Here is a 22,981-nt window from a genome sequence, read left to right as displayed (position 1 = left end):
CTGCGCAGCAACGAGGCGAAGGCGCGCGCGGCCGAGGTCCTCACCCCCTCCCGCTGTTCCTGCATTTGCTGGAACGCGAGACGAACGGAGACCCCGCGCGCCGCAGACGTATCCTGGCCGCCGTCCGCCGATATCAGGAGACGGCACTGGACGCCCGGCCGGGGCAGTTCGATTCCGTCGCGGATACCGGGCTGGCAAAGCTGGCCCGCATCGGCGGGACAGGGCCGCCGCTGGTGTTCATTCCGTCGCTCGTCAATCCACCCTGGGTGCTCGACCTGGGCGAGCGGTCGCTTGCCCGTTTCCTCGCCGCGCAAGGCTGGGAGGTCTTTCTGGTTCACTGGCAGCGGCCCGCCGCGGGGAACGAGGGCCCTTCCCTGGCCGGGCTCGTAGAACAGCATCTGCTGCCCCTGCTGGGCGCGCTGGAACGCCCGGTACTCGCCGGCTATTGCCTCGGCAGCGTCTTCGCCGCCGCAGCGGCGCGTCTCCTGACCGTTCGCGGCCTGCTGACCCTTGCCTCGACCTGGACGCTGTCCGCTTATGGCGACACGGCCCGTGCCGAGCTGACGGCGTATTGGCGCGCCATAGAACCACTTGCCCGGAAGCTGGGCGCCGTCAGCATGGACCTGGTCCAGCCGGCCTTCTGGTCGCTCGACCCCGCCCTGCCCGTGAGGAAGTTCGAACGCTATGCGGCCATGCCGCCTGCCAGCGATGCCGCGGCCCGCTTCGAGCGGATGGAGGACTGGGCGAATGGCGGCACGCCGCTGCCCCTCGCCGCCGCCGCCGAACTGTTCGAACGCGGCTTCGGCGACTGCCTCTTCGAGCAGGGCTGGACCGTCGCCGGAACGACGATCACGCCCGAGGTCCTCTCCTGCCCATGGTTGGATATCCGCGCGGAAGCAGATCGCATCGTGCCCGCCGCCGCCGCCGCGCCCGCGCCCGAGCAGCTGACCGTTCCGCTGGGCCATGTCGGCATGATCGTCGGCAGCGAGGCTCCGCGCCACGTCTGGAATCCCGTCGCACAGTGGCTCGAAACCCTGTAGGTGGGGCGCAAACGGATATCGAAGGGACCAACTTTATGGTCGAAACCGTAATCGCAGCCGCGAAACGCACCCCCGTCGGCAGTTTTCTCGGCAGTTTCGCCGATACGCCGGCGCATGAACTGGGCCGCGCCGCCATCGTCGCCGCGATGGAGGAGGCCGGTGTGACGGGCGAGGATATCGCCGAAGTCATCCTGGGCCAGGTGCTTACCGCCGCCCAGGGCCAGAACCCGGCGCGGCAGGCCTCCATCGCCGCCGGTATCCACGAGGCGACGCCGGCCTATGGCGTGAACCAGGTGTGCGGATCAGGCCTGCGCGCCGTCGCGCTCGCCAGCCAGCAGATCGCGCTGGGCGAAGCGGACATCATGATCGCGGGCGGGCAGGAAAGCATGTCGCTCGCCCCACACGCGCAGCATCTTCGCCAGGGGCAGAAGATGGGCGACCTGAAACTGATCGACACGATGATCCGCGACGGACTGTGGGACGCGTTCAACGGCTATCATATGGGCCAGACCGCCGAGAACCTGGCGGAACGCTACCAGCTGACGCGCGAAGCGCAGGACAGTTTCGCGGCTGCCAGCCAGAACAAGGCGGAGGCGGCGCGAGGGTCCGGCCGGTTCAAGGACGAGATCGTTCCCGTCACCGTCAAGGAGCGGAAGGGCGAGCGGACCGTCGATACGGATGAATATATTCGCGAGGGCGTCACGGCCGAGGGACTCGCGGGCCTGCGCCCGGCCTTCACCAAGGACGGCTCGGTAACCGCCGCCAATGCCTCCGGCCTCAATGACGGGGCGGCGGCGCTGGTCCTGATGAGCGCGGCGGAGGCCGAACGCCGCGGCGCGCCGGTTCTCGGCAGGATCAAGAGCTGGGCGAGCTGCGGCGTGGACCCTGCCTATATGGGCATCGGCCCGGTCCCGGCCTCCAAGAAGGCGCTGGAAAAGGCCGGCTGGTCGATTTCGGACCTGGACCTGATCGAAGCCAATGAAGCCTTTGCCGCCCAGTCGCTCTCCGTCGGCAAGGAGCTGGGCTGGGACGACGAGCGCGTGAACGTCAATGGCGGCGCCATCGCCATCGGCCATCCCATCGGCGCCTCGGGTGCGCGCATCCTCGTGACCCTGCTGCACGAAATGAAGAAACGAGACGCGAAGAAGGGGCTCGCGACCCTGTGCATCGGCGGGGGGATGGGTATCGCGCTGACCATTGAGCGCTAGACCCGCCCCCAGCCGCGAGCGCCGGTCCCGGATCGCCAGCCTGTGGAAGCAAAGAACGCTGGCAACACAGGCCGCCGCGGTCCTGACAGCCAGCTTCTCGCTTGTCCTGCTGCTGGTTGCCGCCATCGCCTATTTCGAAGCGCGGCGAGCGGGCGTGGCGGCCGCGCTGAGCACGCTCGACGACTATAACCAGCAGGTTACGTCGCAGCAGGAGCAGGTGTTTCGCCGTATCAGCGCCGCCCACCAGGTGGCCGAGCGGTTGTTGCGGCGCGAAGCCGCCGGCCTCGATGACGGCGAGGCGCAGCGCCAGTTCGCGCAGCTGTTCCCCCGCCAAGGTGACGGTACGCGCCGCAGCGCCGATAAGCTGTACAACGGTGGCATCACCCCCGTCGGCTTTGTCGAGGGGGTAGGCGCGTTTATTCCCCCCGGTCTGTCGATCGAACCAGAGACGGCCATAGCGGCGCTGCGGGCGGTCTCGACAGTCGGCATGGCGTCGACCTTCGACCTGGAAAGTCTCTATTTCTTCACGCCCGAGAATGCGCTGGTGATCTTCGCGCCCGACCGGCCGGACGGCCTGCGCTACTATCGCGAAGACGCCCCCGCCGACCTGGACTTTCAGGACCGCGAATTCGCAACCGTGGTCCGTCCGGAACGCAACTCGGCCCGGACGATGCAGTGCACATCGCTGGGGCGCATCGAATATGACCAGACCGGCACCGTCTGGACTGCCGGTTGCATGACGCCGGTTGACGACCAAGGAGAGTTCGTCGGCGCCTTCGGGACCAGCATTCTTCTGGAGGATGTCCTGCCGGAAGGATTGGAAACCGCCATCCGCAGTTCCGAGACGATCATCGTGTCCGACGAGGGGCAGCTGATCCATCATCCCCGCTATCTGCGGCAGGACAGTTCGCGAACTGGCGATTTCCTGGACCTCCCCTCGACGGACGTGCCCGAGCTGCAAGCGCTCTGGAGGTTTATCGAAGCGCAGGGAGCCGATCCCTTTCTCGGCCGCGCCGACAGGCTGAACGCGCTGGTCGCCAAGCGATATGTCGACGCCCCGGGCTGGCATATCCTGTCGCTGCGTTCGCAGGATGAGATCGGCGCGCGCGCCGGCGAGGTCGCGCAGGGAATCCTGCGCATCGGCGTCCCGCTGCTTATCCTGCTGATGCTGATGACCTTCCTGATCGTTCGCAGCAGCGTGGTCGCCCCCCTGGGGGCCCTGCTCGGGCGTCTCGACGAGATACAGGCCCGCGTACTGCCGCATTCCAAGCCGGTTCAGGACAATCCGGCTGCGAACGAGCTGAAACGCATTTCCCAGCGATTCGCGCGCATGTCGCAGGAGATCATCGCCGCGCAGAACCGGCTGGAGGGGGAAGTCGCCGAACGGACCGAAGAGCTTCGCCGAACCAATGCGCAGTTGACCCGCCTGTCACAGCGCGATCCGCTGACCGACGTGCCGAACCGGCGTTACATCATGCAGCGGCTGGAACAGCACCTTTCGAATGCCCGGGCCCACCCGCTGAGCCTGTTGATCGTAGACCTGGACCATTTCAAGAGCGTCAACGACCGGCATGGCCACCCGGTCGGCGACGAGGTGCTGCGGCGCGCGGCGCGGCGGCTGCAGTCGACCCTGAGCGCCGACGCCGAACTGGGCCGGATCGGGGGCGAAGAATTCCTGATCCTGATCCCGGAGGGTGGCCGCGACGTTGCCGCGCGGACAGCCGCGCGCATCTGTCAGGCGATGCGCGAAGAACATCTGGAGCTTCCCTCGGGCGGGCGCATTCACATAACCGTCAGCATCGGCGGAGCGACGGAGCGCGACGGCGAAGAGCAGGCCAGCCTCTATTCGCGCGCCGATGCGAGGCTGTACCGGGCAAAAGCCAGGGGCCGCGACCGGGCAATCTGCATCCCCGAAGACGACTTCCCGCACGGCCCCGACGCTGGTCCGGATGACCGGCCATGACTCTTGCGGCCGAATTCCGCCAATATTACGAAAGCCGCCATGGTCGCCGTACGGCGCGCTCGCTCGCCTTTGCGATCGCACCGCTCGTGCGCCAGGAACCGCATGTCCGCCTGCTCGCGCTCGGCTATCCGCGCCCGCTTCTTACGGGGCTGCGCCCGGACCGGTTCGAGCGCGTCGCCATGCTGACGACAGAGGGCGCGCCGGTCCAATATTGGCCGCGCCATGCCGAGCGGAACTGCGCCGCGGCAGGCCATGCGGACGACCTGCCCTTTTCCGGCGCGATGTTCGACCAGATCCTGGTCGTTCATACGCTGGAACATGGCGACGCGAGGGCGATCCTAGCCGAAGTCGGCCGAGTCCTCGCGCCTGCCGGAGACCTGATCCTGATCGTGCCCAATCGCGCCGGCCTGTGGACGCACTTCGAGTCGACGCCGTTCGGGCGTGGTCACCCCTATGGCCGCGGTGAACTGACGCGGCTGCTCGCCGATGGTGGCTTCGCTCCGGAAACATGGCGAACCGTATTGTCGGCACCGCCGCTGAGAGGCTTTCGATGGCTAGAGCGGCCGCTGGCGGCGCTGCTGCCGCGCATGGGCGGGGTTCACTGCGTTCTGGCGCGGAAACAGGGCGGACCCGCCGCCGCCGCGATCAGTGCGCAGCCCGTGCGCGCGCGACGACCCGCCCTAGCGCCGACTTCGCCAGTCGGCGCTCGCGCCATGTCTTCACGCCGTCCACCAGGCTCGCCCCTGCGATGAGGACGGTGAGCATGCACGCGGCGAACAGCACCCAGCCGAAATTACCGGGAAACTTGTCCAGATAGGCTGCCCCGCGCGACGCGGCCCCCCAAGCGAGCGCATAAATCACCAGGCCGGCTTCGAAACCGTTCTTGAGAACGAAGAGGTTGCCGAGCTTGTGGATCATATCAGCGATACAGCAAGTTCCATGCCAGACGTGCGCCCGGCAGCTTTAGATGGTTAACACGGCGGCAAGCGTAAATCTTACCGACGCATTTACCATAACGCCTCAGCGAAGCGGAAGAGCCACGCCGTGCATCTCAGCCCAGCCTTCGAGAGCCGCGCGCATGTTGCGGCCGGCGCTTAACCAGCCGTCGAATTCGGGTTTCAGCGCCTGCAGGTCCAGCGAACGCACCATCGCCTTCACCGGCCCGACACCCGCGGGGGTGATCGAGACCCGCCGGTAGCCGAGCGCGAAGAGCGCCATGGCGGCAAGCGGACGCCCGCCCATCTCTCCGCAGACCGTGACGGGCTTTCCCGCCCTGTCGGCGGCATCGACGATGCGTTTCAGGAAACGCAGCGCGCTGATGCTGAGCCAGTCGTAACGCTCGGCCAGCAGGGGATGCGACCGGTCCGCCGCGAACAGGAACTGGAAGAGGTCGTTCGTGCCCACCGAGAGGAAATCCACCCGCTCGAGCAGTTCGGGAAGCACTTCCGCCAGGGCCGGCACCTCGAACATGGCGCCGTAGCGGACATGGTCGGGGACGGGCCGTCCGCGCTCTCCCAGCATGCGGCGCTGCTCTTCCACAAGGGCGCGCGCCGCATCGAATTCCCAGGGCTCGGAGACCATGGGAAACATCACATTGAGCGTCCGCCCCGCCGCTGCGTCGAGCAGCGCGCGCGCCTGCACCTTCATCAGCCCCTCGCGCCCGAGAGCGAGGCGGAGAGCCCGGTAGCCCATCGCCGGATTTTCCTCGCGCCCCGCCTGACTGACATAGGGAACCGCCTTGTCGCCGCCGATGTCGACGGTGCGGAAGGTGACGGGCCGGTCCCCTGCCGCCTCCAGCACGCTCTGATACAGCCGCGTCTGGCGTTCGCGGCGGGGCAGCGTCGCACTGACGAGGAACTGGAATTCGGTGCGGAACAGGCCAATGCCGTCCGCCCCCGACGTGTCCAGCTGCGGCAGGTCGCTGCGCAGACCGGCGTTGATCTGCAGGCTGACATCGGTTCCGCATACGGTCCGCGCGGGCTTGTCCACCAGCTTCGCATATTCGGCCTGGCGCCGAGCACGGGCGGCGATCTGCTCGGTGAACTGCTGGACGACGGCATCCTGCGGGCGCACGAAGACGAGACCGCGGCCCGCGTCCAATACCAGCGGATCGCCATCGGCGATCTGCGCGCGGATATCCTTCACCTGGCCGAGCACCGGCACACCCATGGCGCGCGCGATGATAATCACGTGCGCGGTGGCCGACCCCTCCTCGAGCACCACACCCTTCAGATAGCGGCGGTCATATTCGAGCAGTTCCGCCGGGCCGAGATTGCGCGCGAGCAAGATCGTGTCGCGGCGCAGCCCCAACTCGGCCGCCGTGCCCAGCTGTCCCGAAACGATGCGCAGAAGACGGTTGGACAAGTCGTCGAGGTCATGCAGCCGCTCGGCGAAGAAGGGGTCCTTCGCCTCCCGCAGCCGGCGGCGCGTCTTCATCTGCACCCGCTCGATGGCTGCCTCGGCTGTCAGGCCGTTCTCGATCGCCTCGGTGATGCGCCGGATCCAGCCCTCATCATAGGCGAACATCTTGTAGGTCTCGAGGATGTCGTCATGGTCGCCGGGCGCTGCGAATTCCGCCTTTCCCAGCATGTCGTCGATCTGGCCGCGCATGACCTGAAAGGCATGCGAGACGCGCTGCTTTTCCGCATCGACGTCCTCTGCAACGGTCTGCTCCACGACGATGCGCGGCTGGTGGTGTACCGCGCGGCCTCTGCCGATCCCGTCCACAAGGGGCAGCCCTTCCAGACGCAGCGGCCCCTCATGAGCGCGCACGCCGCTGATGCTGCGCTCGTCGATCAGGCCGGCAGCCGAAATCAGCTCCGACAGAACCATGGCCACGGTCTGCAGCGCCTCGATCTCGATGTCGTCATAGTCGCGCGGGTCAACATGCTGCACGCAGACGACGCCGACCGAGATTTCCTGCCGGATGATCGGCACGCCGGCGAAGCTGTGGTAAAGTTCTTCGCCCGTTTCGGGCTTGTACGCGAAGTCCGGGTGCGCCGCGGCTTCGGCGAGATTGAGCGGTTCCTTGTTGGCGGCGATGTGGCCGACGAGACCTTCGCCGATGGCCATGCGCGTGACATGGACAGAAGACTGCTTGAGACCGTGCGTTGCGAACAATTCGAGGACGCCGTCGCGCAGCAGATAGATCGAGCAGACCTCCGACGACAGCGAACGCGCGATGATGTTGACGACGCGATTCAGCTTCGCCTGAGCCGAGGATCGGCTGGCCATGACCTCGTGCAGACGCCGCAGGATGTCCCGCGCCGCCACACCGGCCGAGACTCTCGCGGGGGCGTTCATACAGCCGGACTAGCAGATGATCGTGCCGTCCTCAAAGACGCAGCATGCGCATTCTGCATAGGCCTGCCGAGACGCTGCTCGTAACGCAAACGCAACGGGACGGAGGCCAGCCGGCCCCCGCCCCGCACGTGAGACAGATCGTCCCGCGAGCTTAGAAGCCCATGCGCGCCGTCACGCCATAGTAGCGCGGCTGCGAGGGATAGATCGCGAAGGTGCCAGTCTGCTCCGGCACCGCGAAGCTCGCGACCGGATAGGTGCTCTCGAACAGGTTCTCCACGAACGCTTCCAGACGGAAGCGGTCGTCGGCCGTCACGATGCCGGCACGCATGTTCACCACCGCATAGGCCTTGGCATCGACGATGCCGCGCGAGGAGGCGGCGGTCGCCGTCTCGCTCTGGAAGCGGCCGTCGACGTGAACCAGCAGGTTGAGGTCGTCGTTCAGCGGCGGGGTCAGCGTGATCGACCCGGTGATCGCATGCTTCGGAATGCTGACGAGCTGCTGGCCCTCTTCACCCGCAAGCGGCGTTCCCGTCAGGTCGAGATCGTCGTCGAAGGCCGCGTCGGTGTAGGCATAGCCAAGGGCGATGTTGAAATCGCGCATCGGGCGAATGCTGGCATCGAGTTCGAGGCCCTTCGAGATGGTCTTCTCGACATTCTGCACGGCGAAGTTGGTGCCGGTGAAGACGAGCTGCTGGAAGTCCTTGAAGTCCTGGTAGAAGACCGCCGCGTTCAAGGTGAATTCGCGGCTGAGCTGGGACTTCACGCCGACTTCGAACGCGTCGACCGTTTCGGCCGCGAACTCGAGGTCGTCGATCTGCGCGCCGTCGCCGCCGACCAGAACCGAGTCGAACCCGGCGCGGTCGAGATTGTAGCCACCCGACTTATAACCGCGATCATAGCTGCCGTAGAGCAGCACTTCGCCGTTGATGTCGTAGGCGAGCTTTGCGGTGCCCGTGAACTCGTCGTCGCTGAAGCCGCCGTCGTAACTGCCGTTGAACTCGCTGTTCACGGCAGGGTTACAGCCCAGCAGGATCGCCGACGGCGCGACGGCCGCAAGCGTCTGTGTGTAGACCGCGTTGGCGGGGTTCAGGAAGAAGTCGCAGGTCGGGTTGGTGGCAAGAAGATCGGCGTCGAAGTCCTTCTCCTCGTGGTTCCAGCGCAGACCGACCGTCAGCGACAGGGCGTCGGTAATGTCGACGACATTGTGCGTGAACAGCGCGATGGCCTGCGTGTCGACGGTGTAGTTGTCGGCCTGCTGACCGAAGCCGTCCCCGCCGATGGGCAGCGGATTCACGAGCGAGGCAAGGAGTGCGGGATCCGCCGCTGCTGCTGCAGCGAGGTCGGCGTTGAACAGCGGGCTGCCGGGCGCGATGAGCAGCTGGCCGAACTCGGGCACCGCAGCACCGTAGGTATCGAACAGCTCGAACCCTGCGCGGCTGGCGAACAGCGTGTCGGGATAAGCCGCAGCCTGAGTGCCCGTACGGATCGTATCCGTGAGCGTCAGTTCCTCGTTCAGGTAGAAGGCACCGACGAGCCAGTCGAGGCGGTCGTCGAACGCCGTACCCTGCAGGCGCAGTTCCTGGGTGAAGTCCTTCAGCCCCGTCGTGTAATCATCACGATAGGCGCGGTCGGCACCGGAAAAGTCGATGTCCTGATCGCGCAGAGCGTCCCAGTCGCGGTACGCAGTGATCGACGTGAAGGTGGCGAAGTCGAACTCATAGTTCACTTCGGCGGAAATGCCCCAGTCCTCGACCTCTTCGGTCAGGTCCCGGTTCGGCGAGGCCGCCGCGCGGCGGTCGTCCCCGCTGGTCGGCGTGACGAGGCCGGTCAGGCCCGCGAAGCCCGCAATCGCATCGAGCGCCGGGCCGACGGGGCCGGGCACCGCGTTGACGGCGTAGCAGCATTCTTCGTCGGTCTTGTAATAGTCGCCGATGACGCGCACCGACAGGCGGTCGCTGTCGTCGAACAGGGCCTGGCCGCGCAGGCTGTAGCGGTCGATCGTGTTGAACTCACGGTCCGAGTTCACATCCTCGATATAGCCGTCGCGCTCGCGGTAGACGCCGTCGAGGCGCAGGGCGACCGTGTCGCTGACCGGACCGGTGGCCATGCCGCGAAATTCGAGCTGGCCCTCATTGCCATATTCGCCCTGAACAAAGCCGCCATAGGAGAATTCCGGCTCCTCGGTGATGATGTTGAGCGCGCCGGCGGACGTATTGCGGCCGAACAGCGTGCCCTGCGGGCCGCGCAGCACCTCGACGCGGTCGACGGGCGGCAGCTCGCTGATCGCGACGCCCGCACGGGCACGGTAGACGCCGTCGATGAAGACGCCGACGGCCGGCTCGAAGCCCGGATTGTCGCCGCCGGTACCGATGCCGCGAATGCTGAGCGAGGTGCCGGTCGCGGTGGACTGGCCCGTGCCGGTGCGAAGGCTGGGGCTGACCTGCTGCAGCGAGCGGACATCGTCGACGCCAGCATTCTCGATCAGCTCGCCGCCGACGACATTCACGGAAATCGGCACGTCCTGAATCGTCTCGGCGCGACGCGTCGCGGTGATGATGATCGCATTGCCGCTAAGGTCTTCGGATGCGGCGGTATTCGCGGGCGGGACGGCTTCGGGTGCCGTGGTGTCCTGAACCCCGGCGTCCTGTGCAATGGCGGGGGCGGCGACGGCAAAGGCCGCACCGGCAAGAAGAATGGCTTTCATGAGTTAGAACCCTCTGGATGACAGACAACAGAAAGGGTCCGGCGCCAACGGCCAGAACCCTCCCCGATTATTTGCTTGGGCCGCCTCTGCTGGGCGGATCGAATCGATCCCATAGGACAGCAGCGCAAAGGCTTCCATGGGGTGTTTCGCGGGCAAGAATATTGCCCAGGGGAGTGTTGCGCGAATGCAACATGCGCGAAAGCGAGAAGGTCAGGCGGCTTTGCGCGCCAGTGCCTCTTCGGCTTCGTCCACCAGTTCGGCCATGATCTCGGCAACCGGCGCTTCGGCCTTCACCATGCCGACCGACTGCCCGGCCATGACCGAGCCGCTTTCCACATCGCCGTCGATGACCGCGCGGCGCAGCGCGCCGGCCCAGTAATGTTCGATCTGGAGCTGCGCCTCGGACATCTCGACCTTCTCCTCGTCGAGAAGCGAAGCGACCTCGCGCTGCTTTGCCATGAACTCGTCGGACGCCTTGTTCTTGAGCGCGCGGACGGGAATTACCGGCAGGCGGCTGTCCAGCTGTACGCTGGTCACGGCATCGCGGGCCGAGGCGCGGATGAACGCCTTCTTGAACTTCTCATGCGCGACGCACTCGCTGGCGACGACGAAGCGCGTGCCGAGCTGTACCCCGGCCGCGCCCATTTCCAGAAAGGCCGCAATGGCGGCGCCCCGGCCGATACCGCCGGCCACGAAAATGGGAACGTCCTTGCCAAGCTCGGGCACGATTTCCTGCGCCAGCACGGCGGTCGAGACAGGGCCGATATGGCCGCCCGCCTCCATCCCCTCGACGACAAGCGCGTCGACGCCGGACCGCACGAGCTTCTTCGCAAGGCTGAGGGCGGGCGCGAAGCAAATCAGCTTTGCCGGGGTACCGGTCTCGGTACCCTTGATGGCGTCGATCGAGCCCTTGGGGGGCAAGCCGCCGGCAAGCGCGATATGGCTGACACCGGCCCGGCCGCAAATCTCGATCAGCTCGAACAGGTCGGGATGCATGGTGATGAGATTGACGCCGAAGGGGCGGTCGGTGCGCTTCGCGGTCTCGGCGATCTCCTCCTCCAGCATATGCGGCTCCATCGCCCCGCAGGCGATCATGCCGAAACCGCCGGCATTGGAGATGGCGGAAACGAGATGGCGGTCGGAAATCCAGCTCATCGCGCCGCCCATGATCGCGTAGTCGGTGCCGAGAAATTCCCGGCCGCGCGCCATCAGGCGCTGAAGACGCTCATGCGTCACGCCGTTTCCTCCTCCGCGGCGTCGAGGCCGTAGGCGGAGTGAAGGACGCGCACGGCGAGCTCGGTATATTCCTCGGCGATAAGGACGCTGATCTTGATCTCCGACGTGGTGATCGATTCGATGTTGATGCCGCGCTCGCCCAGCGCCTTGAACATGGTCGAGGCCACGCCGGTATGGCTCCGCATGCCGACGCCGACGACCGACAGCTTGCAGACCTTGTCGTTATAGCTGAGCGTTTCGTAGCCGATCTTGTCCTGCGCGCCCTTCAGCATTTCCATCACCCGCGGAATTTCGGTGCGGTTGACGGTGAAGGTCACGTCGGTGCGGCCCTGCTGGTCGGCGATGTTCTGGATGATCATGTCGACATTGACCTCGTGCTCGGCCAGCGGCTCGAAGATGGCGGCCACGCAGCCGGGCGTGTCGGGCACCTTGGTCAGCGTCACTTCCGCCTCGGCGCGGTTATAGGCGATGCCGGTGATCAGCTGGTCTTCCACGATCTCATCCTCATTCACGATGTCGGTGCCGGGGACGTCCCGGAAGCTGGAAAGCACGCGCAGCTGCACGCCCTGCTTCATGGCAAGTTCGACCGAGCGGGTCTGCAGCACCTTCGCGCCGACCGACGCCAGCTCCAGCATTTCCTCGAAGGTGATGCGGTCGAGCTTGCGGGCGCGCGGGACGATGCGCGGGTCGGTCGTGTAGACGCCGTCCACGTCGGTATAGATGTCGCACCGGTCGGCCTTGAGCGCCGCTGCCACGGCGACGGCCGAGGTGTCGGAGCCGCCCCGGCCCAGAGTGGTCACACGGCCGGATTCCGACAGCCCCTGGAACCCGGGCACGACGGCGACGACGCCATCCGCCATGGCGGCCAGCATCTTCTCGCTGTCGATGCCGCGAATGCGCGCCGAGCTGTGCGCGCTCGTCGTGTGCATGGGCATCTGCCAGCCGAGCCAGGAGCGGGCATTCACTTCCTTCGACTGCAGGACGATGGCGAGCAGGCCTGCGGTCACCTGTTCCCCGGAGGAGACCACCACGTCATATTCCTGCGGGTCGTGCAGCGGCGCCGCCTCCTGACAGAAGCGGACCAGCCGGTCGGTTTCGCCGGCCATGGCGCTGACCACCACGGCGACTTCGTTGCCGGCGTCGACTTCGCGCTTCACCCGGTCCGCAGCCGCGCGGATGCGTTCAAGGCCGGCCATCGAGGTGCCGCCGAATTTCATGACGATGCGTGCCATAGGGTCGAGCGCTCTAGGCGGCGCTGTGCGCCTGTGCAACGCCTTCGCGCAGTCCCGCCTGTTCTTCGACGATCCGGGCCGCAGTCGCGAGGTCGACACGCAGCACCTCGACATTGCCGGGAAAGACGGTGGTCAGCCGGGTGGGTACCGCACTGCCGAGAATGGCGAACACGCCCCGGTCGCTCGCCCTGCGGACAAGGCGGCCGAAAGCCTGTGCCAGCTTCCCGCCAGTAATGAGATTGTCGTAGCCCTTGCCGCCAAACGCCGCGCGCCGTGCCGCATGGAGGACAGTCGGCCGCGGCCACGGCACCCCCTCCATGACGACCAGCCGCAGCGACTCGCCGGGAACGTCGACGCCGTCCCTCAGCGCATCGGTCCCGAGGAGGCTGGCGCGCGGGTCGGCGCGAAACATGTCGACCAAGGTGCCCGCATCGACGGGATCGACATGCTGGGCATAGAGCGGCAGCCGCGCCTCCGCGAGCGGGCCGTGAATGCGGTGGTAGACCGCCTTCAGCCGCGCAATGGCGGTGAAGAGGCCGAGCGTCCCGCCGCCTGCGGCCTCGATCAGGCGCCGGTAGGCCCCGGCTAGCTGTGCGGTGTCGCCGCGCTTGATGTCGGTGACGACCAGGATCCTGGTCTGCGCGGCATAATCGAACGGGCTGTCGACCTGGAACCGCTTGGCGGGCAGCGAAAGATGGGCGGCGCCCGTCCTCATCTCGGAGACCTGCCAGTCGAAGTCGGCGGGCGCCTCCCCCTCGGCCACGCGGCCCCGCAATGTCGCTGACGTCACCACCACCCCGTGCGCCTGCTCCATGACCACCTTCGCAAGAGGCTTGGTGGGATCGAGCCAGTGCCGCCGGATGCCCATGTCGAGTTCGCGCCCCTCGAACCGGTCAAGCGCCAGCCAGTCGACGAAATCGGAATCGGGCGGACCACCGACGCGGGCCATCAGCGAAATCCAGCCCGACAGCGTCTGCAGGCGCCATTCCATGCCGCCGAGCGCACCCTCGACGCGCGCACGCGCCGGAGCGTCGAGCCAGTCAGGTGCTTCCTCGAGCAGGCGAACGAGCCGCGCGCCGAGGCGGCGGAGCGGCACAGCGAGATCCTCGAGCGCGCGCTCGCAGGCTGCCGCGGCCTCGACCAGCGCAGCGGGCGGTTCCACCAGTTCGGTTTCGAGGCCATAGCCTGCCTCGTTCGCCTTCGCGCGCGCCAGGACGAGCGCCCGCACCTCCGCCAACAGCAGCTCGACGGGACCGTCGGGCATGCCGTCGACGATCCGCTTCAGCCAGCCCTCGCCCGGAAGGATGCGCGCCCGTTCCACGGCCTCGTCGAGAAGCAGCGCACCTTCCTCCTCGAACGCGACGAGATCGCCGAGCCGGGCGGTCAGGCCGCGGCGGCGGCCCTTCGTCTTGCGTTCCGGCCCGATGATCCAGCGGCGCATCTCGATCGTCTCGGCGCCTGTGAAGTGAAGCGCGAAGGTGGAATCGGCGGCATCGAAGAGGTGATGCCCCTCATCGAAGACAAGCCGCGCCAATCCCCGCCCCTCGCTCTTGCCGCGTGCTGCATTGACCATCACCAGCGCATGGTTGGCGATAACGAGATCGGCATCGAGGCTCGCGCGCGCCGCGCGTTCGATGAAACAGCGGCGATAGTGCGGACAGGCGGCATAGACGCACTCGCCGCGCCGGTCGGTCAGCGCGGCCTGCGCAGTGCGACCGAACAGGCTCGTCAGCCAGCCGGGCAGGTCGCCGCCGATCATGTCGCCGCCGGCCGAATAGCGCGCCCAGCGCTCGACCAGCCGGGCGTAGATCGCCGCGCGGCCGCCGAAGCTTCCCTGCACGGCGTCTTCCAAATTGAGGAGGCAGAGGTAATTCTCGCGCCCCTTGCGAACGACCGCCCGTTTCTTGCGCTCCGCCTCGTCGGGATAGAGCCTGATCATCTCTCCATCGAGCTGCCGCTGCAGCGCCTTGGTATAGGTGGATAGCCAGACCGTGCCGCCGGCTTCCTCCGCCCAGCGGCTTGCCGGGGCCAGATAGCCGAGCGTCTTGCCGATGCCCGTTCCGGCCTCGGCAAGGACCATATTGGGGGCGCCCTCCACTTCCCGCGGCGCAAAGGCCCGGGAGACCGCGGCGGCATAGCTGCGCTGGCCGTCCCGCCGTTCGGCGTCCGGGCCGAGGAGCGCACTGAGACGGCGATCCACCTCCTCCTCTTCGAGGCGCACCGTCCTAGGCTGGGCGGGCGGCGGCCCTTCCTCCCATTGCGGCAGGGCGGTGAAGACGCTGCGCTCGGGGCGCGCCGGCGGCTCCATCGCCTGCAGGACGATATTCGCCCACCCCCAGCGCGCACGGGCGAGGGCCTGCGCGATCGGCCATGCCCCCTCTTTCTCGCGCCAGTCCGGCAACGACACCCTGCCGAGCAATGTTGCAGCCATGCTGCGCAGCATAATTGCTGCATCCGCGCCCGTTTCCGGACGGTCGAGTCCAAGGAAGTCCGCCATGCCCTCAACGGTCGGCACGCTGAACCGGGCCGGATGGACGAAGGCGAACAGCTCCAGAATGTCGAGACCGTCGAGTTCGGGGTAACCCAGCTTCGCAGCCACCAGCGGGACGTTCGCCATGATGGTGGGCGTCGACGTCAAAAGCCTGACGGCGTCGGCGCGGTCGACCTTCGCCGCACCCTCGGCATCGGCGATCCAGAAGCCGTCGAGCGCTGCGACGAGCGCCGGGTTCGGCAAGGCAGCTGCAGGGAACGGATCGGGAACGGCCATATCCTTCCCTTCGCGGGAAGGCGCACATCCTTCAAGCCCGCAAATGGCGGGCCCGAGAATGGGGGCCGCGGGCGTCAGTCCTCGCGAACGGTGGTCGTCGCGGCCTTGCGATGCGCTTCGCCGTTGGTGGGCTCGGGCGCGCGTGTCTTCGTGACCGTTGACATGATGCCGATCCCCACGAGTACGATGACGCCCACGCCGATCCATGTGGCGGGGACGCCCGCCAGGGTGGCGCCATAGGCAAGGCCCCCGATGACGATCAGGAAACCAATCAGATAGGCGATCGACGTGTTCATGGCGAACCAACTCCTTCGGGTCAGATACGCCGTAGCCGGCAATCCGGTTCCGGGCCCTCTAGCGGTGCGCCCGTGACGGAGAGCCGAAACGTCATGCCGCGGCCTTGCCCGTCGCGGCCTCTGCGCCTAGCTGCCGCCCATGACCACCATCGATCCCGAGCGGCGCGAAGCCGCGCTTACGAACAAGGCCTGGCCCTATCAGGAGGCGGGACGGGTTTTGAAACGCTATCCGGACGGCAAGCCTGACGGCGCGCCGATCCTGTTCGAGACGGGTTACGGGCCATCGGGCCTGCCGCATATCGGGACGTTCAACGAGGTACTTCGCACGACAATGGTGCGCCGGGCACTGGAGGAGATGTCCGGGCTCCCCACGCGGCTGATCGCCTTTTCCGACGACATGGACGGGCTTCGCAAGGTGCCGGACAACGTCCCGAACAAGGACATGCTGACCGAACATCTGGGCCGACCGCTGAGCCGCATTCCCGACCCCTTCGAAACGCATGAGAGCTTCGCGGCGCATAACAATGCCCGTCTGCGCGCCTTCCTCGACCAATATGGCTTCGACTACGACTTCATGTCGTCCACCGAGCAATATGCCTCGGGTGCGTTCGACGAGACGCTGAAGCTGGTGCTGCAGCGCTACGACAAGATCATGGGCGTGATGCTGCCGACGCTGCGCGAGGAACGCCGAGCAACCTATTCTCCGGTGCTTCCGGTCAGCCCGAAGAGCGGCGGCGTCCTGCAGGTGCCCGTGACCGTGCTGGATCCCGAGACGGGCATGATCCGGTTCGAGGACGAGGGCGAGAGCATCGAACAGTCGATCTTCGGCGGACAGGCGAAGCTCCAGTGGAAGGCGGACTGGGCCATGCGCTGGGTGGCGCTGGGCGTCGACTATGAAATGTACGGCAAGGACCTGACCGATTCGGGCGTGCAGTCCGGCAAGATCGCCAAGGTGCTCGGCGGCCGGAAGCCCGAGGGCATGATCTACGAGATGTTCCTCGACGCCCAGGGCGAGAAGATCTCCAAGTCGAAGGGCAACGGCCTCTCGATCGAGGAATGGCTGACCTATGGCCCGGAAGAGAGCCTGGCGTTCTACATCTACCGCGACCCGAAGGCGGCGAAGCAGCTGCACACAGGCCTGATCCCGAAGGTCATCGACGACTATTTCCAGATGCGCGCGAATTATCCCGCGCAGGGCTGGGACAAGCGGCTGGGCAATCCCGTCCACCACGTTCATGGCGGCGACGTGCCGGACGCAGCGCTTCCAGTGCCCTATTCGCTGCTCCTCAATCTGGTGGGGGTGATGGGCTCCGAAGCGGACGAGGCGGCGGTCTGGGCCTATCTGCAGAACTATGCCCCGGGGGCGACGCCGGAGACCGAACCCGAACTCGCGAAGCTGGTCGGTCACGCGGTACGCTATGTCCGCGAGATCGTCGCGCCCAGCCTGGAGAAGCGCGCACCGAGCGAGAAGGAAGCCGCCGCGCTGCGCGATCTGGACGACCGGCTGGCCGCGATGGACGCGGACGTTCAGGCCGAAGACATCCAGACCGCGGTATATGAGGTCGGGAAGGCCCATGACTTCGAGCCGCTGCGCGCCTGGTTTTCGGCGCTGTACGAGACGCTTCTCGGCAGTTCGCAGGGACCGCGCATGGGCAGTTTCGTAAGCCTGTACGGAATCGACAATACGCGCCGCCTGATCGCGGAGGCGCTGGAGAGATAGGGCTGATGACCTCAAGAATACTGTTTGCTGCGGTGCTGGCGGCCATACCGCTGGCGGGGACCGGCACGCTGCCGGAAGGTCTCGCCTTCCCCGCTGCCGCGCAGGCCGAGAGCGCCACTGCCCTCGCAAACTCCGCCGAGGCGAAGCTGGTCGAAGCCGCCTATCGCACCGCGGACGAGGCGGCGGCGCTGGCGACGCTCGAGGCCGCGCTTGCCGAGGCGAACCGGGCGCTTGCCCTTGCGCCCGCGCATGAGAATGCGCGGCTGCAAAAAGCGGCGGCTCTCGGCTACCGGGCGAAGCTGACCCGCAGCCGATCGGATGCGAAGGCCGCGCGCGCGCTGTTCCGCGAGATCGTCACCGACAACCCGCGCAGCGCAGCCGGCTGGGCCGGGCTGGGCGGCTGGCATGGCGAGGCGGTGACCAATATCGGCAAGTTCATGGCGGGTACCATGCTTGGCGCCAAGACAGACAGCGCGCTGGAGGCCTTTTCACGCGCGCACCGCCTCGCCCCCGACGACCCGGTCATCAGCACGCTCTACGCCATCAATGCGATCGGCCTGAAAGAACGCGACAGCGCTGCGGAAATCCGCGCCCTTCTCGAGCCGGTAGCGCGAGGGACGGGTGGGGGCCCGCTCGCAGAACTGATGCGCGCGAATGCCCGCAAGCTTCTCGGGGTGATCGACGACCCAGACGCGCTGCGCCGCAATGCCTATGACATGAGGCCGTTCGACCGCTTCGTCTGAGGGCGGCCACAGCCGCCCCCGTGTGTCAGTCCTTAGCCGTCCACCTCGTCGGGATCCTCGATGGGCACGAATTCGCCGAGGCCGCAGCTGCCATATTCCATGCCGCTGGTCGGGTCGAAGAAGCGCAGGATCTCTCCCCGGCACAGCTGCGAGGTCGGCACGCGGTAGGAAAAGGCCGCATCGCGCCGCGCGCCCGGACAGCGGTTCGGCAGCTCGTTGCGATAGAGGTCGCCTCCGCTGGTGCGGAACAGGATCGCGCCATCGGACAGCCCCCTCGTCGAGCGAATCTGCGTCGTCATCAGACAGGTGCGCGGTTCGCCCGTTGCGGCGGCCTCCAGATAGGGAATGGCGTCTTCGTCGGCGACCATGCGCCCTTCCGCGGAGTCGCCCGCGCCGGAATCGGTAGCGCAGGCCGCTAGGCCGAGAATCGGGGCAATGGCGGCGACCGCAATTGAAATGCGAGTCATGAACTTCCTCCTGACTGTCCCCTCGCCCGCATTAACGGACGAACGCGCGCAAAGCTCAACAGCTTAAATCAATAACCGGCAGCCTGGCCGTCCTTGCGCATTTCGCTGGCGCCCCAATAGACACCTGTTTCCGGGTCCTTCCAGATGGCCTGGTATCCGCCGAAGGGCCCGGTGGTGTATTCGACCTGGTGCCCGCGCGCCTCGAGCTGGCGCACCGTTTCCAGCGGCACTCCCGATTCGACCTGCAAAACGCCGCCGTCGCTCATGCGGCCGAGCGCCGTCGCGTCGTCGGCCTGAACATGGTGGAACCGGGCGGCATCGCCGGCAGCCTGCACGTTCATACCAAAGTCGACCATATTGACGACGATCTGCGCATGGCCCTGCGGCTGCATGGCGCCGCCCATCAGCCCGAAGCTCATCCACGGCTGGCCGTCCTTGGTGACGAAGGCCGGAATAATGGTGTGGAAAGGGCGCTTTCCGGGCGCGTAAACATTCGGATGCCCCTCGGCGAGCGCGAACTGGGCGCCGCGGTCCTGAAACATGAAACCGAGCGTATTGCCCTCGCCGTCGTCGGGGACCAGTCCCGACCCCATGCCGCGATAGTTGGACTGGATCAGGCTGACCATCATGCCGCTGGAATCGGCGGTCGTCAGATAGATGGTGTCGCCGACGGCAATGGCGCTGGTGTCGAGCCCGGGATCGGCCTCCATCATCGCCCGGTCGCCGATCAGTTCGCGGCGCTCGGCGGCGTAATCCTCAGACAGGAGCCGCTCGACCGGCGTCTCGACGAAATCGGGATCAGCGTAGAAGCGCGCCCGGTCGGCAAAGGCGAGCTTCTTCGCCTCGGTCATGAGATGCCAGAACTCATCCGAATCGCGCCCCATGGAGGCAAGATCGTAGCCTTCCAATATGGTCAGCATCTGCAAGGCTGCGATGCCCTGTCCATTGGGCGGCAGCTCCCAGACGTCATAGCCGCGATAGTCGACCGACACGGGCTCCACCCAGTTCGCCTCGTGAGACGCGAAGTCCTCGTAACGGTGAGGCGCGCCGATCCGTTCGAGATATGCTGCCATGTCGCGGGCAAGCTCGCCCTTGTAGAAGGCCTCGGGACCCTCGGCCGCGATGGTCTTCAGCGTCCGGGCGAGGTCTGGATTGGCAAAGACGTCGCCGACGTCGGGCGGGTTGTCGCCGCCGCCGAAATAGAGACGGTTGGCATTGTCGCATTCCTCTATGACGCCGGACGCACAGAAGTCGCGGTACCGGTCGGGACCGACGTTCCAATAGTAGGAGATCAGCTCAGAGACCGGAAAGCCGGTTTCCGCATAGTAGATGGCGGGAGCGAGCACCGCGGCGAACGGCATCCGGCCGAACCTCTCATGCAGTTTGCCCCAGCCCGACACGGCGCCGGGAATTGTGACCGAGCGCCAGCCGAATTCTGGGATGTCGTTGGCATCGCCGGCCTCCGCCGACGCGGCTCGCAATTGCTCGAGGGTCTGCCCCATCGGCGCGCGGCCGGAGGCGTTGAGGCCGTAAAGCTGCTCAGTTTCGGGATCCCAGACGATGGCGAACAGATCGCCGCCGATACCGTTGCCGGTCGGCTCCATCAGGCCGAGCGCCGCATTTGCCGCAATCGCCGCATCGACCGCCGAACCGCCCGCCTTCAGGACGTCGAGGCCGATCTGGGTCGCAAGCGGCTGTGAAGTGGCGACCATGCTGTTCTTGCCGAGAACGGGCGACCGCGTCTGACCCGAAAAGCCCGAATAGCGATCACCCAGATCCTTCGCGGCTGGCGCCGTAGCCGGACCCAGCTGTGCGGCCGCGGGCGCGCCGAGGGCAAGCACAGCGGCGGCGGCGAATGTCGTGGCGGAGACGCGGGGCAGCGCCCGGGACAGCTGGTGTTTCATGACCCCACCGATCCCACCACCGACCGGATTTTGCAAGCGAGCGCTGCCGCGCCGTCACGCATCTCTGTTCGACCCGCTCACTCTGACTGATCGGCTTTAATCGCTTTTTCCGATAGCAAAAACGGGTTATAAGCTGCTCACTGAATAAGACTCGCACCCCGAAGGAGGAGCTGCCGCATGAATATGGAAACCGGAAAGATCGAAGGCTGCCCGCTTGGCCATGACGGCGGCGTACGCGCGCTTCTCGGCCGCCAGAACAAGGACTGGTGGCCCGACCAGCTGCAGCTGGAAATCCTGACCCAGGGGGATCGCCGCGCCAGTCCCATGGACGAGGACTTCGACTATGTGCAGGCGTTCAAGTCGCTCGACTATGACGCGCTGAAGCAGGACCTTCACGCGCTGATGACCGACAGCCAGCCCTGGTGGCCGGCCGACTATGGTCATTACGGCCCCTTCTTCATCCGCATGGCCTGGCACTCGGCCGGCACCTACCGCACTGCCGACGGCCGCGGCGGGGGCGGCGAAGGCCAGCAGCGCTTCGCGCCGCTGAACAGCTGGCCCGACAATGCGAACCTCGACAAGGCACGGCGGCTGCTGTGGCCGATCAAGCAGAAGTACGGCAACAAGATCAGCTGGGCCGACCTGATGCTGCTGACCGGCAATGTCGCCATCGAGTCGATGGGCGGCCCGACCTTCGGCTTTGCCGGTGGCCGCGCCGACACGTACGAGCCGCAGCGCGACATCTATTGGGGTACCGAAGACCTGTGGGTGAACGAAGGCGTCCCGACCCGGATCGACCCGGAAGAGGGCAAGGCGCTCGAGAACCCGCTTGCCGCCATCCAGATGGGGCTGATCTACGTCAATCCGGAAGGACCCGGCGGAGAGCCCGACATCGAAGGCTCGGCGCGCGACATCCGCGAGACCTTCGCGCGCATGGCGATGAACGACGAGGAAACCGTCGCGCTGACCGCGGGCGGCCACACCTTCGGCAAGTGCCACGGCGCCGGTCCGGCCGAGAAGGTCGGCAAGGAGCCAGAAGCGTCGGACATCGCCGCGCAGGGCTTCGGCTGGCACAGCGAACATGAGAGCGGCATGGGCGGACACACCATCACCTCCGGCCTGGAAGGTGCATGGACCAACACGCCGATAAGCTGGGACATGAACTATTTCCGGCTGCTGCTCGATTATGACTATGAGCTCGTGACCAGCCCCGCCGGCGCCAAGCAGTGGCAGCCGATCGACCAGAAGGAAGAGGATATGGCGCCCGACGCGCACGATCCTTCCAAGCTGCGGCCCACCATGATGACAACGGCCGACCTGGCGATGAAGGTCGATCCGGAATACCGCAAGATTTCCGAGCGGTTCCGCGACAATCCCGATCAGTTCGCCGACGCCTTCGCCCGCGCCTGGTTCAAGCTGCTGCACCGCGACATGGGCCCCAAGGTCCGCTATCTCGGCCCGGAAGTGCCCGAGGAGGACCTGATCTGGCAGGATCCGGTTCCGGCCGGGCCCACCCCGGACGCAGGGCTGGTGTCTGAAATGAAGTCGGCCATCCTGGAAAGCGGCCTGACGACCTCGGAACTGGTGAAGGCCGCCTGGGCCTCTGCATCGACCTACCGCGTGTCCGACCATCGCGGCGGCGCAAACGGCGCCCGGGTCCGCCTGGCGCCGCAGAAGGACTGGCCGGTGAACGATCCGGACGAGCTGTCGAAGGTTCTGGCCAAGCTGGAGGACATCCGCGGCGACAAGGACATATCGGTCGCCGACATGATCGTCCTCGGCGGCACGGCGGCGGTCGAGAAGGCGGCAAAGGATGCCGGTTTCGCCGTCGAGGTACCGTTCAGCCCGGGCCGCGGCGATGCGACAGACGAGATGACCGATGCGGAGAGTTTCGAGCCGCTGGAGCCGAAGGCCGACGCTTTCCGCAACTATCTGCTGACGAAGCACTCGGTTCCGACCGAGCAGCTGATGCTCGACCGCGCCTCGCTTCTCGGCCTGTCGATTCCGGAAATGACCGCGCTTGTCGGCGGCCTGCGCGTCCTCGGCGCAAACGCAGGCGGGTCGGACCAAGGTATCTTCACCGACCGCCCCGGGCAGCTGACCACCGATTTCTTCGTCAACCTGCTCGACATGCGCACCGCATGGAAAGTGGTCGACACCTCAGGTGACGAGGAATTCGTCGGCGAGGACCGCGTGACCGGCGAAGAGCTGTGGCGCGCCAGCCGCACCGACCTGGTCTTCGGCTCGAACTCGCAGCTTCGCGCGGTGTCCGAAGTCTATGCCGAGCGCGGCAACGAAGAGAAGTTCGTGCGCGATTTCGTCAAGGCCTGGACGAAGGTGATGAACGCGGACCGGTTCGATCTGGACCCGCGCTACGCCTGAGGCTTTCGGAGCGTGC

15 protein-coding genes are annotated in these 22,981 nt (G+C 66.5%); 7 read left to right on the top strand and 8 right to left on the bottom strand.

Annotated elements, in window-relative coordinates; translation table 11 throughout:
- Nucleotides 1-65: 65 nt before the first annotated feature.
- Genes KCN53_RS03860 through KCN53_RS03845 form a run of 4 tightly spaced genes read left to right on the top strand, consistent with a single transcriptional unit; the run spans nucleotide 66 to nucleotide 4,963 of the window.
- Nucleotides 66-1,040 (top strand): alpha/beta hydrolase, encoded by a 975-nt coding sequence (locus KCN53_RS03860; protein ID WP_088711356.1) that lies wholly within the window; start codon nucleotides 66-68, stop codon nucleotides 1,038-1,040.
- 35 nt (nucleotides 1,041-1,075) lie between these two features.
- Nucleotides 1,076-2,248 (top strand): acetyl-CoA C-acetyltransferase, encoded by a 1,173-nt coding sequence (locus KCN53_RS03855; RefSeq protein ID WP_088711357.1) that lies wholly within the window; start codon nucleotides 1,076-1,078, stop codon nucleotides 2,246-2,248.
- On the top strand, nucleotides 2,238-4,211 hold the full coding sequence (locus tag KCN53_RS03850; protein WP_088711358.1) for a GGDEF domain-containing protein: 1,974 nt from the start codon (nucleotides 2,238-2,240) through the stop codon (nucleotides 4,209-4,211). The genes KCN53_RS03855 and KCN53_RS03850 overlap by 11 nt, the downstream gene beginning before the upstream one ends.
- On the top strand, nucleotides 4,208-4,963 hold the full coding sequence (locus KCN53_RS03845) for a methyltransferase domain-containing protein (RefSeq protein ID WP_088711359.1): 756 nt from the start codon (nucleotides 4,208-4,210) through the stop codon (nucleotides 4,961-4,963). Before KCN53_RS03850 ends, KCN53_RS03845 begins: the two co-directional genes overlap by 4 nt.
- Before the next feature lie 268 nt (nucleotides 4,964-5,231).
- On the opposite strand, the gene ptsP is transcribed toward KCN53_RS03845, so the two are convergent.
- The 6 genes from ptsP to KCN53_RS03815 all read right to left on the bottom strand — a co-directional run bounded on the left by ptsP (nucleotide 5,232) and on the right by KCN53_RS03815 (nucleotide 15,749).
- Nucleotides 5,232-7,514 (bottom strand): phosphoenolpyruvate--protein phosphotransferase, encoded by a 2,283-nt coding sequence (ptsP, locus tag KCN53_RS03840; protein ID WP_088711360.1) that lies wholly within the window; start codon nucleotides 7,512-7,514, stop codon nucleotides 5,232-5,234.
- A gap of 151 nt (nucleotides 7,515-7,665) precedes the next feature.
- Complete coding sequence (locus KCN53_RS03835; protein WP_088711361.1) at nucleotides 7,666-10,218, bottom strand: TonB-dependent receptor; 2,553 nt, start codon at nucleotides 10,216-10,218, stop codon at nucleotides 7,666-7,668.
- A 210-nt stretch (nucleotides 10,219-10,428) separates the two neighbouring features.
- The gene (locus KCN53_RS03830) at nucleotides 10,429-11,427 is read right to left on the bottom strand and encodes an NAD(P)H-dependent flavin oxidoreductase (RefSeq protein ID WP_172406296.1); all 999 of its coding nucleotides are present in this window, start codon (nucleotides 11,425-11,427) and stop codon (nucleotides 10,429-10,431) included.
- Nucleotides 11,428-11,450: 23 nt separating this feature from the next.
- The gene (locus KCN53_RS03825) at nucleotides 11,451-12,686 is read right to left on the bottom strand and encodes an aspartate kinase (protein WP_088711363.1); all 1,236 of its coding nucleotides are present in this window, start codon (nucleotides 12,684-12,686) and stop codon (nucleotides 11,451-11,453) included.
- A 13-nt stretch (nucleotides 12,687-12,699) separates the two neighbouring features.
- Nucleotides 12,700-15,453 carry an ATP-dependent DNA helicase gene (locus tag KCN53_RS03820; protein ID WP_088711364.1) on the bottom strand — a complete coding sequence of 918 codons (2,754 nt, stop codon included), beginning with the start codon at nucleotides 15,451-15,453 and terminating at the stop codon, nucleotides 12,700-12,702.
- A gap of 74 nt (nucleotides 15,454-15,527) precedes the next feature.
- Nucleotides 15,528-15,749, bottom strand: a complete 222-nt coding sequence (locus tag KCN53_RS03815) for a hypothetical protein (protein WP_088711365.1) — start codon at nucleotides 15,747-15,749, stop codon at nucleotides 15,528-15,530.
- Nucleotides 15,750-15,888: 139 nt separating this feature from the next.
- Between KCN53_RS03815 and KCN53_RS03810 the strand changes: the two genes are divergently transcribed.
- Together KCN53_RS03810 and KCN53_RS03805 are read left to right on the top strand one after the other, a co-directional pair.
- Nucleotides 15,889-17,469 (top strand): lysine--tRNA ligase, encoded by a 1,581-nt coding sequence (locus tag KCN53_RS03810; protein WP_088711366.1) that lies wholly within the window; start codon nucleotides 15,889-15,891, stop codon nucleotides 17,467-17,469.
- Between the two features lie 5 nt (nucleotides 17,470-17,474).
- Nucleotides 17,475-18,212, top strand: coding sequence for a tetratricopeptide repeat protein (locus KCN53_RS03805; RefSeq protein WP_088711367.1), 738 nt, complete (start codon nucleotides 17,475-17,477; stop codon nucleotides 18,210-18,212).
- A gap of 32 nt (nucleotides 18,213-18,244) precedes the next feature.
- Here KCN53_RS03805 and KCN53_RS03800 read toward each other — a convergent pair whose 3' ends face one another.
- Nucleotides 18,245-18,679: a hypothetical protein gene (locus KCN53_RS03800; protein WP_088711368.1), complete on the bottom strand. Its 435-nt coding sequence runs from the start codon at nucleotides 18,677-18,679 to the stop codon at nucleotides 18,245-18,247.
- 68 nt (nucleotides 18,680-18,747) lie between these two features.
- Nucleotides 18,748-20,583, bottom strand: a complete 1,836-nt coding sequence (locus tag KCN53_RS03795) for a gamma-glutamyltransferase family protein (RefSeq protein WP_088711369.1) — start codon at nucleotides 20,581-20,583, stop codon at nucleotides 18,748-18,750.
- Between the two features lie 177 nt (nucleotides 20,584-20,760).
- On the opposite strand from KCN53_RS03795, the gene katG reads away from it, so the two are divergent.
- Entirely contained in the window at nucleotides 20,761-22,965 is a 2,205-nt protein-coding gene (gene katG / locus KCN53_RS03790; RefSeq protein ID WP_088711370.1) for a catalase/peroxidase HPI, read from the top strand.
- The last annotated feature ends 16 nt before the right edge of the window (nucleotides 22,966-22,981 follow it).

Origin of the sequence: Pacificimonas aurantium (assembly GCF_020092905.1) — a bacterium.
Classification (GTDB): domain Bacteria; phylum Pseudomonadota; class Alphaproteobacteria; order Sphingomonadales; family Sphingomonadaceae; genus Pacificimonas; species Pacificimonas aurantium.
Note: the sequence above shows the minus strand (reverse complement) of the source record. Positions and strands in the feature narration are given on the sequence as shown.